The sequence below is a fragment of the Saccharothrix deserti genome (genome assembly GCF_009769385.1).
Classification (GTDB): Bacteria; Actinomycetota; Actinomycetes; order Mycobacteriales; family Pseudonocardiaceae; genus Actinosynnema; species Actinosynnema deserti.
Genome location: NZ_VKAB01000048.1, coordinates 20,772 through 34,535, shown reverse-complemented (window position 1 = coordinate 34,535; position 13,764 = coordinate 20,772). Strand labels below are relative to the sequence as shown.

The window sequence follows — 13,764 nt, the reverse complement described above, 5'->3', positions numbered from 1 at the left end:
CGCGGTCCGCGCCGAACGCCGTGCCCGCCACGGCGTCGAGCCAGGCGAAGTCGTAACGGCCTTCCTCGGGTTCCGGCAGGGCTCAGGAGAACACGCCGACCGTGGCCTGGTCGACCCGCGCCCGGCGCATCAACCCGTCGTCCTGCTCCCACACCGGTTCGTCCCACTGCCCGGGGTTGCAGTCACCGCCGAAGGCGAGCCCGCCGAGCCGGTGAGTCAGGTCGCGAGCCGTCATGCCCGCTCCTCGCGCAACGGCAGGCGTGCGTCGTCACGCAGGAACAGCGGGATGCGTTCGATCGGAGCGGCAGCGGCACGTAGTCGAAGGCCACCAGCAGGACGACGGCGGGCACCGTCATCAGCAGCGTTGACGATTCGACCACATCGGGCACGGCTCACATCGCGTCCATCGGCAGGTCGAGTTCGGCCCACAGTTCCTCGGGGATCGGCATCCGCGCGTCCGCGACGTTCGCGGTGATCTGCCGGGTGCTCCGGGCGCCGATGACGACACCAGCCACGGCGGGGTGGCGCAGCGGGAACCTCATCGCCGCGGCGGAGAGGGGGACGCCGTGCGCCGCGCACCGCGCGGCCAGGGTGCGAGCACGCCGCAGGACGTCGTCGGACGCCGGGGCGTAGTTGTAGTTGGCCCCGGCCGCCGGGTTCACGAGGATGCCGCTGTTGAACACGCCCCCGACCAGCACACCGACACCGCGCGACGCGCACAGCGGAAGCAGTTCGTCGGCCGCGCTCCGGTCCAGCAGCGAATACCGGCCGGCCAGGAGCAGGCAGTCGATGTCGGTTTCGGCGACAAAGCGGGTGAGCATCTCCACCTGGTTCATGCCCGCCCCGATGGCACGCACCGCACCTTCGGCGCGCAGCCGTTCCAGCGCCGGGTACGCCCCGGTCACCGCTTCCTCCCAGTGGTGGTCGGGGTCGTGGATCAGGACGACCTCGAACGCGTCGAGGCCCGACCGCTCCAGGCTGTCCGCCAGCGAGCGGTAGACGCCTTCGGCGCTGTAGTCGTTCACCCTGACCAAGCCCGGATCGCCGTAAAAACCCCAGTCGCCGGGCGGCGCGTCGCCGGGCACCAACAGCCGACCGACCTTGGTGCACACGGCGAAATCCGCGCGCGGCCGATCGGAGAGGAACGCGCCGAGGCGCCGCTCCGCCTGGCCGGCCCCGTAGTGCGGTGCGGTGTCGAAGAAGCGGATGCCCGCGTCCCACGCCGCCTCCAGCGCCGCTCGCGCCTCGTCCGCGTCGACCGGCGAGGACAGCCCGCCGAGCGGTGAGGTGCCCAGGCCCAGCCTGGTCACGGTGACACCGGAGCGACCCAGCGACGCCCGTTCGGCGAACCACGGCTCGGCCATCACGCCCGCCCCGCCGCGTGTCGCCGCCTGAGGAGACCGCTGCCGACGACCTCGCCGGGACGCGCCGCCGACGCGCCGACCTGCCGCGCGGCGATGCGTGCGAGCGGGCCGGCGCCCGCGGCGAAGGCCGTACGAACAGGCCCCACGCCACCGGCAGGGGGACGGTCGGTGGTGAACGCGGCCACGTCGTGGGCGGCACGCCGTCCGACACCGGCAGGGTCGGCGGTCAGCGATTTCATCGAGCCTCTTCTCGGTGCGGGCGTGTTACGTGTCTAAGCGCTTCGACTTCGCCCTCGGCCGCGCGACGGCGGGGATCGCAAGGCGACCAGTCGCCACTGCTGGTTGGTGCCGGAGTCGGCCGGCCACCGGATGACGAGGCCGCCGCCGGCGTCGAACCGTCCCACGTCACACCCAGCCGCGTTCGCAGGCGATCACGCCCAGCTGGAAGCGCGAACACACGCCCAGCAGGTTCTGGAGGCGCGTGATCCGGCGGTGCACGGTGCGGAGGCTGACCCCCAACTCCCGTGCGATGGTCTCGTCGATCGCCCCCGTGCGCATGAGCTGCAGCAGTCGTAGTGTCGCGGCCGTGGGTTCGAGGTCCACCGCGTCCACGTCCTCCGCGACGGGCGACATGGTCGATCCCGCCGGCTCAAACGTGGTCATGGCGAGTGGATCCTCGGGCTTCGGATTCCCGGGCGGACGAGGTCGTCGATCGGCACATGTCGGATACACCTCACAGGGTGGTCGGAGTGATCGCCGGCGGGACGGGCCTGGTGTTCACGATCGGCCCACACCAAGGCCCACTGCTGGTTGCTACCGCTGTGGCAGGTCCACAGGATGACCTTCGCGCCATCGGTGGTCGACGCGCCGTTGACTTCCAGGCGCTTGCCCGCACCCGCCGCGCGCAGCGCGCCGACCGTCGTGCCGCCGTCGGCCAGGTGCCGCCGCTGACCTGGACGTTGCCGTTGAGGACGTTGTCGTGCGGAGGCCCGGTCGCGACATAGGTCGCACCGCACGGCGGCCGGGCGGTGGCGGCGCGGGGACGGGGCGCGAGACCTCGGGTCTTGGCTGTCATGGACTGCTCCACTGCGTCGTGCACCCGCCGGTGACGTCCGAGGGCGGATCTGGATCAAGAATGCGTCTGACTCTTCACGGCGGTCGATCGGGCAGCCTGTGTCCGACTTGCGCCTGGATTAGGCCGATGCCCCCGACCGCCTCCAGTGCACAATGACAGCGGTCACGTGCCGCTGAAGTCAAGGTAGGAGCAGGGTGGACTTGAAAATTTCCAGGTCTGCATGGCCCGGTCGACGTGGTGCCGAAGCCGCCGACTGCCCGTTCGAGGCTGCTTGCCGCACAGATGAGTCAGACTTACAGTGTCGTGCTGCGGGCGACATGAGATCCTGGGACGTCGCTGGCGCAGGAGTGATCACCGGTTGGCCGGTATCCCTGTCGACCGTGTGCCGCTCGAAAAGTCGTCGTTGCTGGTCAAGCGGCATGTCTGTACTCGTTGACGAGGCCGCCGAGCATCCGGGTGCGTAGCAGTCTGCGGGTGCCGAGGCCGTGTACCGCGGCAGGGTGCTGCTGGACCTCAGGTGGTGGTTGGGTCGCGGGCTGACCGTTGACCGGTCAGGGCCGAGTCCAGTGGGTAGAGCACCGCGAGCAAGGCGACCGCCGGCACGAGTCTCGGTGGCCCGTGGCCATCACGCGCCCGCGGAGTCCGCGGTCTCCCAGCGCAGCAAGTCGCCGGGCTGGCAGTCGAGGGCTTCGCGGAGTGCGGCGAGGATGGTGAAGCGAACGGCCTTGGCGCGGCCATCCTTCAGCACGGCCAGGTTGGCGGGTGTGATGCCGACGCGTTCGGCGAATTCGCCCACGGACATCTTCCGGTTTGGCGAGCATGACGTCGATGTCGACGATGATCGGCATCAGATCACCTCGTTCAGCTCGGCCTGCATCTGCGCCGCCTCGGCGTCGCGAGCATCGTCGGGCGGCGCTCCTGCCGCTCTGTGACCCATGCCATAGCAGCTCCTGTCAGCAATCGGGGCGCCGTTTCGCTCAACTCATCGAGAGCAAGCGAACCGACAGGAGCAACACATGAAGCACCGCATCATCGTCCTCGGCGCCGGCTACGCCGGGGCCTACGTGGCCGGGATCATGGCCCGCAGGCTGTCCTCGGCGGACACCGAGATCACCGTGGTCAACGCTGAGCCGGACTTCGTCGAGCGGATGCGGCTGCACCAGCTCGCGGCCGGCCGGGAGATCGAGGTTCGAAAGCTCGCCGACGTTTTCGCGGGCACGGGGATACGGCTGCGCCTGGCCCGTGTCACCGCCGTCGACCCCGAGCGCCAGGTCGTCGCCGTGGCCGACGCCGACGGCGGCGGCGAGCTCGGCTACGACACGCTTCTCTACGCGCTCGGCAGCCACGTCGCCGACCACGGCGTCCCCGGCGTGGCCGAGCACGCCTTCCACGTCACCAGTCGTCCGGCGGCGCTGCGCCTGCGCGAGCGCCTGGACAGCCTGGGCAGGCGGGGCGAAGGCGGGAGGGTGCTGGTCGTCGGCGACGGGTTGACCGGCATCGAGACCGCCACCGAGATCGCCGAATCCCGGCCGGGCCTGTCGGTGGCGCTGGTCGCCCGCGGCGAGCTGGGCGCCCGGCTCTCGCCCGGGGCCCGCAGCCACCTGCGCCAGGTCTACGACCGGCTGGGCATCACCGTCCTGGAGCACACCAGCGTCGAAGCCGTCGAAGCGACGCGGGTGCTGTGCGCCGACTGCACCGCCCTGGCGTCCGACGCAACCGTGTGGACGGCCGGGTTCGCGGTCAACCCCATCGCCGCCGCCAGCGGGCTGGAGGTCACCGAGAACGGTCAGATCGTCGTCGATCGCACCATGCGGTCGGTCTCGCACCCGAACGTCTACGCCGCCGGCGACAGCGTCTACGCCATCGGCGACAACGACCGGCCGCTGCCGATGTCCTGCGGTTCGGCCGGCTACACCGGCCGGCTACACCGGCCGGCAGGCCGTGGACGCGGTCGTGGGACGCCTGACAGGCCGCAAGATTGCGAACACCAAGCTGGTCTACTCGGGCAACCACATCACCCTCGGGCGGCGGGACGGGATCCTGCAGATGGTCGACGACGAAGCGCAAGCAAAGCCGAAGTATGTGGGCGGCCGGAAGGCCGCGCTGGTCAAGGAGGGCATCAACAAGATCGCGCTGTGGGCCATCTCGCACCCGACCTTCGGCCTGCCCAAGCGCAAGCGCCGCCTGGCCACCGCGCCGGATGCATCCGCCGAGAAGGCGGTCGCGTAGCCGCCTAGGGGGTCCGCGTGGACAGCACCGCTACTGGTCGCTTCGATACCAGTCGGTTCGACACCAGTCGGAACCGGCCGGCCTCGCTGGCGTACCGGCTGGCGACCAGGTCGTCGGCGCCGTGATGTTCGACATCACAGGCGGCAAGATCGCGACCGTGCGCGGCATCGCCGCCCCCACCCGCCTCGCCCCGCCTCGCCGAAGCCTGGGGGCAGCACGAACCGGACACGCCGCTCATCACCCAGTGGTGACCCGACGCCGACCACGGCCAGGCTCGGCACCTGCGCTGCGATGAACCGCTCCCGGGCTTCGGAGCCACCAGTCGCGTGCGGACACCGTGCAGCGGCTCGCTGCCGTCACGCGCTGAGAGCCCTGCCAGTCACCAAGCCCGCGTCTGCGGAGTGATCTGTCTTACACGCTGTCAGAACGTTCGTTCACGCGGTGTCTTGTGGTCGACCTTCCGGAAACGAGGGAGACACCATGAGCAAGAACACCGAGGTGGTCGTGATCGGCGGTGGATACGCGGGTGTGATGGCGGCCAATCGCCTCACCCAGCGTGACGACGTGACCGTGACCCTGATCAACCCGCGCCCGGCCTTCGTCCATCGGATCCGCCTGCATCAGGTGGTGGGCGGGTCCGGCGACGCGGTCGTCGATTACGAGGAAGTCCTGGGCGAGCGCGTCAGGCTGGTCGTCGACACCGCGACGCGGATCGAGGTGGCCGAGCGCGGCGTGGCGTTGGCGTCGGGCGGCACGGTTGGCTACGACTACCTGATTTATGCGGTGGGCAGTGGCAGCGCCGAACCGGGAGTGCCCGGAGGGGCAGAGTTCGCCTACCCGATCGCCACTTTGGAGGAGGTGCAGCGGCTGCGGCCGGTCCTGGGCGCCGCGCCCGCGGCGGCGGTGACGGTGGTCGGTGCCGGGATGCTCGGCATCGAGGTCGCCGCTGAGTTGGCGGAGGCGGGCCGCACTGTGACGCTGGTGTGTGGCGGTGTGCTCGGCCCGTATCTGCATCCTCGGGTTCGACGCTCGGTTGCCAAGCGGCTGGCCAAGCTCGGGGTGACGGTGCTCGACGGTCCCGGCACGAAAGTGACGGCTGTGGCGCGTGATGCCGTGCAGCTCAGTGGCGGCCGCGAGTTGCCGAGCGCGGTGACCATCTGGACCGCCGGGTTCGGTGTGCCGGACCTGGCGGTGCGCAGCGGGTTGAGTGTCGACGCCGCCGGTCGCCTGCTCACGGACGAGACCTTGACGAGCGTGGACGACGTGCGCATTGTCGCGGCCGGGGATTCGGCGGCGCCGTCGGACCTGCCGCTGCGGATGAGTTGCCAGGCCGCGAACCCGCTGGGCGCGCACGCCGCTGACACGGTGCTGGCCCGGATCGCCGGTGAGCAACCCGCGTTTGTCGATGTGGGGTTCTTCGGCCTGTGCGTCAGCCTGGGGCGGCGCGTCGCCACCGTGCAGCTCGCCTCCAAGGACGACACCGCGAACAGGTTCTCCATCGGTGGCCGCCTTGCCGGGAAGGTCAAGGAGAGCAGTTACACGGGCTTGATCGAGCATCTGGCCCACGAGGCGCGCAAGCCCGGTTCGTACACATGGAAGTTCAAGGATGCCAAGCGCCGGCAGCGGCTGCGGGCCAAGTGCGGCGAGGCGCCGGCTCCCCGCTGAACGGGCAGCCTGCGCCACGTGTCGATGGCCCGGTCCGGTCGATTGTGAGCGGATCTGGGCTGCGTGCCGTGCGGCGGGAGGTGTCTCACTCTCGATCGCACTAAACCCGGCGGGATCGGATCGGACGGCCATCAGTGAAAGAGGACGTTGTGGATGTAACGCGTGAAGGCGGTGGGCAACCGGGGGCCGGCCGCGAAGGAGAGCGTCCGGCTATGAGCGACTACGCCACGGCCCGGTCGACTGAGGTGTTCGTCGCCCACCGCAACCTGCTGTTCACCGTCGCCTACGAGATGCTCGGCTCGGCGGCCGACGCCGAGGACGTCCTCCAGGAGACCTGGCTGCGGTGGGTCGAGGCCGACGCGGGGCGGGTGCGCGACCAGCGCGCGTACCTGGTCCGGATCACGACCCGCCTGTCGCTCAACCGGCTGCGCACGCTGAAGCGACGCAGGGAGGCCTATGTCGGTTCCTGGCTGCCGGAGCCGCTGCTGACCGCGCCGGACGTGGCCGAGGACGTCGAGCTCGCCGAGAGCGTGTCGATGGCGCTCATGCTCGTCCTGGAGACACTGTCGCCGACCGAGCGCGCCGTGTTCGTGCTGCGTGAGGCCTTCGGCATCGGCTACGACGAGATCGCAGTCGCCGTCGACAAAACCCCTGCGGCCGTCCACCAGATCGCCCACCGCGCCCGCCGCCACGTCGAAGCCCGCCACCCGCGCCATGTGGTCACCCAGAGCCAGACCCGGGCCGCTCTGGCGGCGTTCCAGCGGGCGCTGGAAACCCGGGACCTGCAGGGCCTGCTCGACGTGCTCGCCCCCGAGGTCGTCGCCATCAGCGACGGCGGCGGCATCAAGCAGGCCTCACCGCGGCCGATCACCGGCGCAGACAAGGTGGGCCGCTTCATCGTCGGCGGCCTCACCAAGACCGATGCCACGCTCACCGTTGGCCCGACCGTCGTCAACGGCAGCCCGGCACTCGTTCTCCGCGTCGACGGCGAGCTCGACGGCGTCATCGCGGTTCGCGTCGAGGGCGCCCGCATCACCGGTCTCTACTACGTCCGCAACCCGGAGAAGCTGACCCGCGTCGAATCCGAAATCCCACTCACCCTGCGATGACACCGGTCGCGGACTGGCTGGGCCTCTCCGTCAACAGGTGTGTTACCGAGTCGAGGGCTTTGAAGGTAGTCCTTCAGCTGCCGCGCCACGATCAGGCGATCGCGTCAGGGCAGAGCACCCGAGTGAAGGCATCCGCCCATCGACGGAAGTGCGTACCGGGCCTGTCCCCGGTCACCGCGTAAGCAAACAAACGTTCTGTTTGAGGAGTAGACATGATCACGCAGGCTCCGCTGGCAGCCGACACATCGCCGTCACCCTGGCCGACGGTGGCCAGGGCAGTCGTCCTGCTCACGGCGGCCATCAGCGTGCTGCTCATCGCCTTCGCCTGGCCGTCGGTGCGGTCGTCGGTGCACGATGTGCCGATCGCCGTCGCCGGGCCGGCCGCCGCGGTCGAGCAGATCAGCGCCGCGCTCGACCAACGCCTGCCGGGCGGCTTCGAGATCACCGAGGTCGCCGACACCGCAGCCGCCGAACGGTTGATCCGCGACCGGCAGGTGTACGGGGCAATCGACCTCGGCTCCGGCAGCCCCCAGGTCATCGTCGCCTCCGCCGCCGGCGCAGCGGTCGCCCAGACCCTGCAGGGCATCGCGACCGGGCTCAGTCAGGCGCAGGCCCAGGGCGCCGGCACGACGGTCGCCGTCCGCGACATCGCCGCCCTGCCGGCCGACGACCCGCGCGGCGCCGGCCTGGCCGCCGGAGCCCTGCCCCTGGTCATGGGCGGCCTGCTCGCCGCACTGCTGCTGACCAGACTCGTGCGCGGCACCGCCCGCCGGGTCACCGGAGCGCTCGCCTTCGCGATCACCAGCGGTCTGGCCGTGGCAGCGATCCTGCAGTTCTGGCTCGGCTCGCTGGGCGGCGCGTACCCGGCCAACAGCGGCGCCATCGCCCTGACCATCGCCGCCACCTCCGTGAGCATCCTCGGACTGGAGTCACTGCTCGGGTACGTCGGCTTCGGACTCGGCGCCGTCACCATGATGCTCATCGGCAATCCCCTGTCAGGTACCGCGACCGCACCCGAGATGCTGCCCGGCTGGTCCGGCGCGCTTGGCCGGCTGCTGCCGCCCGGGGCGGGTGGCCAGTTGCTGCGGTCCACCGCGTTCTTCGACGGCCGCGGCGCCACCCACTCGGTCATCGTCCTGGTCACCTGGCTCGCGCTTGGTGCAGGGCTGTGTCTGGCCGGCGGCCTGCGCGCGCGCCGTGCCGCCACCGTCGCGGCGGGAGCGTTGAGGACGCCCACATCCCCGGCCCCAACTACGTCCGCGACCCGCAGAAGCTGACCGCGTCGAATCCGAGGCCCTCCGTTCACCCTGTGATGAACCGGTGACGAAATGACCACCTGTGGATCAGGCAGTGATGCGGACAGTTCCTGATCAGCGACGCCGTCATCAGCGCCCTCGGCGCCTCACTCAAGCGCGGCGCGACCGGCACCCCGGTCACCGACGGCACCCGCGACATCATCGTCGCCATGCAGGCCGCTGATGTACGCCGTTTCGTCGGACTGGCCACACCCCCAGCGTGCCCGACCCCCGCGACCAGCCCACCCTCAAGGCACGAGTACTGCCCGTCCTCGCGAACCTGATGTTTTCCAACGCCCTCCGCGACCTCCGCGGCATGACCCAGGCCGTCACCGACTCCGGCCTCGACTGGACGATCGCGCGAATCACCAACCCCACCAACAAACCCGCGACCGGAACCACCCGAGCCGGATTCCTCGGAGTGGACAAGGTCGGCTCCGCCATGACCAGAACCGACATCGCCACCTTCCTGACACATCAGCTCACCGACACCACCTACCACCACGGCGCGCCGGCCATCAGCAACTGACCTATCGCGGCCGGCCATCTGACCCGCGAACAAGGGGACCTCTGGGGCGCTCGGTTTCGTGCTCCCACAGGAGAGCCCGTTGCGTCGTCAACGCATGCGGCGGTCGACACCCGCACGGGTGCCCGAGACCTGAACTTTGGTCCGCTGGGCGGGGATTCGAGGGCTTGTCCGTCCTGCGGTGGCCGGTCGGGTCGGGTGCACAGCCGTTACGACCGCAGGCACCTGCGCCGCCACCTGGACTACCTGACCACCAGTTGCCCGGCTATGTCAGCGCCAGCCGAGAGCGGGGGCGACGTGGGTGACGATGTTGTCGAGCACGTGCGCGTTGTAGTCGACGCCGAGTTGGTTGGGCACGGTCAGCAGCAGCGTGTCGGCCTCGGCGATCGCCTCGTCCCCGGCCAGCTGCTCGACCAGGACGTCGGGTTCGGCGGCGTAGGTGCGGCCGAAGATCGCCTTGGTGTCGGCGTCGATGTAGCCGATCTTGTCGGTGCTGTCGCCGTCGTGGCCGAAGTAGGCGCGGTCGAGGTCGGAGGTGAGGGCGAAGATGCTGCGCGAGACGGAGACGCGTGGCTCGCGTTGCCACCCGGCTTCCGACCACGCCTTGCGGAAGGCCCGGATCTGCTCGGCCTGCTGCACGTGGAACGGCGCCCCGCCCTCGTCGTTCTTCAGCGTCGAGCTCATCAGGTGCATGCCCTGCTCGGCCGCCCAGACGGCGGTGGCGTTGGAGCCCGCCCCCCACCAGATCCGCTCGCGCAGCCCCGGCGAGTGCGGCTCGACGCGCAGCAGGCCGGGCGGGTTGGCGAACATCGGACGCGGGTTGGGCTGGGCGAAGCCCTCGCCCTCCAACACGGTCAGCAACACCTCGGTGTGCTTGCGGGCCATGTCGGCGTCCGTGTCGCCCTCGCTGGGCCGGTAGCCGAAGTAGCGCCACCCGTCGATCACCTGCTCCGGCGACCCCCGGGAGAGGCCGAGCTGGAGCCTGCCGCCGGCGATGAGGTCCGCGGCACCGGCGTCCTCGGCCGTGTACATCGGGTTCTCGTAGCGCATGTCGATCACGCCGGTACCGATCTCGATGCGTTCTGTCTTGGCGCCGATCGCGGCCAGCAACGGGAACGGCGAGGCCAGCTGCCTCGCGAAGTGGTGCACCCGGAAGTAGGCGCCGTCCACGCCGAGCTCCTCCGCGGCCACGGCGAGATCGATGGCCTGCAACAACGCGTCCGACGCCGACCTCGTCCGCGAGTGCGGGCCGTCGGACCAGTGCCCGAAGGACAGGAATCCGATTCTCTTCACGCTTGTGGAACGCATCACCACACTGATTGATTCCTCAACTACCCTGCTCGCTCGACCGGGATGCCGCTGCAGGGTGTCAGGGGTCGGCGTTGTGGCCGAGCAGAACGAGCCAACCGCCGAGCCGGGTGGAGATCAGGTACAACAGTCGTGACGTCATGGCTGACGAATGCTCCTGTGGTCGGTGATGCACGATCGTCGCAGGTCGGCGACCCGTTACGGACGATTCAGCTGCGCTCCGTCCCGCAGGTACGTGAGTGTCGCGAGCACCCGCCGGTTGCGATCATCGCCAGGCGTGAACCCCAGCTTGGTGAAGATGTTGCCGACGTGCTTGTTCACCGCGGCCTCGGAGACGACGAGTTTCTCGGCGATGGCGGCGTTGGAGTACCCCTCGGCCACCAGCCCGAGGACCTCGCGTTCGCGGTTCGACAGGGTCGCCAGCGGAGTGCTGCTGCGTTTCAGCAGCTTGCGCACCACCTGCGGGTCGACGACCGTCTCGCCCGCCGCCACCCGATGCAGGGTGGAGATGAACTCCCGCACATCCCCGACCCTGTCTTTCAGCAGGTAACCGACGCCGATTCCGCCGCCGGAGTCCAGCAGATCAGAGGCGTAGCTGGTCTCCACGAACTGACTCAGCACCACCACCCGCAGCTCCGGCCGGTCCTGCCGCAACCGCACCGTCGCCCGCAGCCCCTCGTCGGAGAACCCCGGAGGCATTCGGATGTCGGTGACAACGAGGTCGGGATTGTGTTCGGCGACCGCCGCGATCAGCGCTTCCGCATCCCCCACCGCTGCCACCACCTGGAACCCGAACCGGTCGAGCAGGGCCGCGAGCCCCTCCCGCAGCAGCGCCCCGTCCTCGGCGAGGACGGTACGGATCACTGCTTGCCGGGGCTGCATGGAAACTCCGCTCGCACCGTGGTGGGCCCACCGATGGGGCTGGACAAGGACAAGGTGCCGCCGATGGCCGCGGCCCGGTCGGCGAGACCGGTCAGCCCGGTACCGCGCCCGGCGTCCGCGCCACCCCGCCCATTGTCGGTGATCTCCACCGTGAGCACGTTGCGCCGGACTTTCGCCGTGACCTGGATCTCGGTGGCACCGCTGTGTTTGCTCGAATTGCTCAACGCCTCGGCGACCACGAAGTACCCCGCGCCTTCCACCGCGCCGGACGGCCGCTCCGGGATGGCGCAGTCCACCGTCACCGGCGTCGCCGACCGGTCCGCGAGCTCCTGCAACGCGGCCGGCAACCCCAGGTCCGACAACGCCTGCGGATGGATCCCGTGGATGAACTCCCGCAGCTCCGCCAACAACTGTTCGGCCTGTTCATGGGCATTGGCCACCGATTCGGTGCCGGGGGAGTCCGGTGGCATCTCCAGCTTCGCCAGCCCCAGCTGCAGGATGAGGCTGACCACCCGCTGCTGTGCCCCGTCGTGCAGGTCCCGCTCGATCCGCCGCCGTTCCACCTCGAACGCGTTGACCAGGCGTTCCCGTGACTGCGAGACCTCCACCAACTCGGTCCTCAGCCGTTCGTCCGACACCCCGGACAGCAGCGCCCTGGCCGCCGTCGCGTGCAGCCCGGCCAGCCCGGCGAACAGGTACAACGCCACCGGGAACAGCGCCACCCCCAGGAGCGAGTACGGCAGCGTCTCCGCCACCGTGCTCGCCCGCCCGAGACCGAGCGCAAGGGGACGGTCCGGCGTGACCAGCAGCGGGCTGATGACCAGCGAGACGACCACCATCATGGTCAGGACGAGCGCTGCGCTCGGCAGTGCCGCCAGCGTCACCACGACCAGATAGGCGAGCTTCCGCCACGTCGCCGGCTCGGTGTACTGGCGGCGCAACCAGCCGGTCCAGCCGCCACCCCTGGTCGAGGAGTGCGGCCACGGCACCGGGTCGGCGTGGACCAGCCGCAACCGCAGCCGCTCCACCCGGGCCACCGGCAGAGCCACCAGCGGACCCCCTGCCACGACCAGCAGCAGCCCGGCCGGCCCCACCAGCACCGCCTCGCCCAGCGCGATCGGCTCCGTCCCGAGGAACCGGAAGACCAGGTACAGCCAGGGCAGGCACAACGCGGCGACCGGGACACCGACCAGCGCCGACACCACCGGTGTGCTCAGCACGTACGACAAGCCGCGCCACGGCCAGCTGGTCAGGAGGAACCGGCGAAGCGCCACCGATTCCCAGATCGTGCGTGCGTTGCGTACCGACACAACACACACCGTAGTCAACACCGGTGTGAAGGAAGCCGGCGGTTTCGGCGTAGGAGGTAGAGAAATCTCTACCTCCTATTCGGAAGTCAAGGACAGTGACACCCGCCCACGGCACGCGGTTGGCTACATCTACCGGCAGCCACAGCACGCAGGCGACAGATCGGGAGGGGGCTCGCGACAGCCGTGCCACCGGTTGTCTGTCACGAACGACGGGGGTTTTCATGTCATGGAATCAGCACCTCACCGCCGGTTCCCGGCAAGGGCTGCCGCCCTCGGGCTACCCAGCCGTGGAACTGCAGCAGGTCACACGGTTCTACGGGTCGAAGAACACCGGCGTAGCCGCACTCGACAACGTCAGCCTGAGCTGCCCGGCAGGCACCTGGACCGCCATCATGGGCCCCTCGGGTTCCGGTAAGTCGACCCTGCTGCACTGCGCCGCCGGCCTGGACCAGGTCACCCGCGGACGCGTCCTGCTCGCCGGCCGCGACATCACCACGGCGCCGGACGGCGTCCTCACCGAGATGCGGCGCCGCACGATCGGCTTCGTGTTCCAGAGCTTCAACCTGATCAGTTCGCTGACCGCCGAGCAGAACGTCGCGTTCCCCTCGAAACTCGCCGGGGTGCGGGTGTCCAAGAGCGAGGTCCGCCAGGTCCTGGCCGGCGTCGGGCTCGCCGACCGCGCGAGTCACCGGCCCCGCGAACTCTCCGGTGGCCAGCAGCAGCGAGTCGCCATCGCCCGCGCGATGATCTCCCGCCCCGCCGTGCTGTTCGCGGACGAACCCACCGGCGCGCTGGACTCCAACTCCGCGAAGATGGTCCTTGAGCTGCTGCGCAACATGGTGCGGACCGTGGGCCAGAGCATCGTCATGGTGACGCACGACCCCGCGGTCGCGGCTGGCGCCGACACGGTGGTCTTCCTGGCCGACGGCCGGATCGTGGACCGCGTGGACATGCCGACCATCCGCGACGTCGCCGAGCGGCTTACGCGGTTGGAGAGCTGA

Annotated in this window: 14 protein-coding genes and 1 pseudogene; 6 read left to right on the top strand and 9 right to left on the bottom strand. The window is 69.9% G+C overall.

Going from position 1 to position 13,764, the window contains the following annotated elements; all coding sequences use genetic code 11:
* Positions 1–82 precede the first annotated feature (82 nt).
* The 6 genes and pseudogenes from FM051_RS43355 to FM051_RS43330 all read right to left on the bottom strand — a co-directional run bounded on the left by FM051_RS43355 (position 83) and on the right by FM051_RS43330 (position 3,287).
* On the bottom strand, positions 83–235 hold the full coding sequence (locus tag FM051_RS43355) for a hypothetical protein (RefSeq protein ID WP_158852930.1): 153 nt from the start codon (positions 233–235) through the stop codon (positions 83–85).
* A gap of 157 nt (positions 236–392) precedes the next feature.
* Entirely contained in the window at positions 393–1,364 is a 972-nt protein-coding gene (locus FM051_RS43350) for an aldo/keto reductase (RefSeq protein ID WP_158852929.1), read from the bottom strand.
* A complete protein-coding gene (locus FM051_RS43345; RefSeq protein WP_158852928.1) occupies positions 1,364–1,603 on the bottom strand; it encodes a hypothetical protein in 240 nt (79 codons plus the stop codon). Before FM051_RS43345 ends, FM051_RS43350 begins: the two co-directional genes overlap by 1 nt.
* 166 nt (positions 1,604–1,769) lie before the next feature.
* Complete coding sequence (locus FM051_RS43340; protein WP_158852927.1) at positions 1,770–2,027, bottom strand: LuxR C-terminal-related transcriptional regulator; 258 nt, start codon at positions 2,025–2,027, stop codon at positions 1,770–1,772.
* Positions 2,024–2,380, bottom strand: coding sequence for an RICIN domain-containing protein (locus FM051_RS43335; protein WP_238413078.1), 357 nt, complete (start codon positions 2,378–2,380; stop codon positions 2,024–2,026). The genes FM051_RS43340 and FM051_RS43335 overlap by 4 nt, the downstream gene beginning before the upstream one ends.
* Positions 2,381–3,064: 684 nt before the next feature.
* Positions 3,065–3,287 (bottom strand): annotated as a pseudogene (locus tag FM051_RS43330) (helix-turn-helix domain-containing protein).
* Between the two features lie 168 nt (positions 3,288–3,455).
* Between FM051_RS43330 and FM051_RS43325 the strand changes: the two are divergent.
* The 5 genes from FM051_RS43325 (at position 3,456) to FM051_RS43305 (ending at position 9,266) form a co-directional block, all read left to right on the top strand.
* Positions 3,456–4,676, top strand: coding sequence for an NAD(P)/FAD-dependent oxidoreductase (locus FM051_RS43325; RefSeq protein ID WP_238413077.1), 1,221 nt, complete (start codon positions 3,456–3,458; stop codon positions 4,674–4,676).
* Positions 4,677–5,148: 472 nt separating this feature from the next.
* A complete protein-coding gene (locus FM051_RS43320) occupies positions 5,149–6,333 on the top strand; it encodes an NAD(P)/FAD-dependent oxidoreductase (protein WP_158852926.1) in 1,185 nt (394 codons plus the stop codon).
* Positions 6,334–6,545: 212 nt separating this feature from the next.
* Entirely contained in the window at positions 6,546–7,442 is an 897-nt protein-coding gene (locus tag FM051_RS43315; protein WP_158852925.1) for an RNA polymerase sigma-70 factor, read from the top strand.
* A gap of 212 nt (positions 7,443–7,654) precedes the next feature.
* A complete protein-coding gene (locus FM051_RS43310; protein ID WP_158852924.1) occupies positions 7,655–8,719 on the top strand; it encodes a hypothetical protein in 1,065 nt (354 codons plus the stop codon).
* 238 nt (positions 8,720–8,957) lie between these two features.
* Entirely contained in the window at positions 8,958–9,266 is a 309-nt protein-coding gene (locus FM051_RS43305) for an NAD(P)H-binding protein (protein WP_238413076.1), read from the top strand.
* A 267-nt stretch (positions 9,267–9,533) separates the two neighbouring features.
* On the opposite strand, the gene FM051_RS43300 is transcribed toward FM051_RS43305, so the two are convergent.
* The 3 genes from FM051_RS43300 to FM051_RS43290 all read right to left on the bottom strand — a co-directional run bounded on the left by FM051_RS43300 (position 9,534) and on the right by FM051_RS43290 (position 12,763).
* Complete coding sequence (locus tag FM051_RS43300) at positions 9,534–10,556, bottom strand: LLM class flavin-dependent oxidoreductase (protein WP_158852923.1); 1,023 nt, start codon at positions 10,554–10,556, stop codon at positions 9,534–9,536.
* Between the two features lie 213 nt (positions 10,557–10,769).
* Positions 10,770–11,432 (bottom strand): response regulator, encoded by a 663-nt coding sequence (locus FM051_RS43295; protein WP_202919350.1) that lies wholly within the window; start codon positions 11,430–11,432, stop codon positions 10,770–10,772.
* Positions 11,432–12,763, bottom strand: a complete 1,332-nt coding sequence (locus FM051_RS43290; RefSeq protein WP_158852921.1) for a sensor histidine kinase — start codon at positions 12,761–12,763, stop codon at positions 11,432–11,434. Before FM051_RS43290 ends, FM051_RS43295 begins: the two co-directional genes overlap by 1 nt.
* 221 nt (positions 12,764–12,984) lie before the next feature.
* Here FM051_RS43290 and FM051_RS43285 point away from each other — a divergent pair, with 221 nt between their 5' ends.
* The gene (locus tag FM051_RS43285) at positions 12,985–13,764 is read left to right on the top strand and encodes an ABC transporter ATP-binding protein (protein WP_158852920.1); all 780 of its coding nucleotides are present in this window, start codon (positions 12,985–12,987) and stop codon (positions 13,762–13,764) included.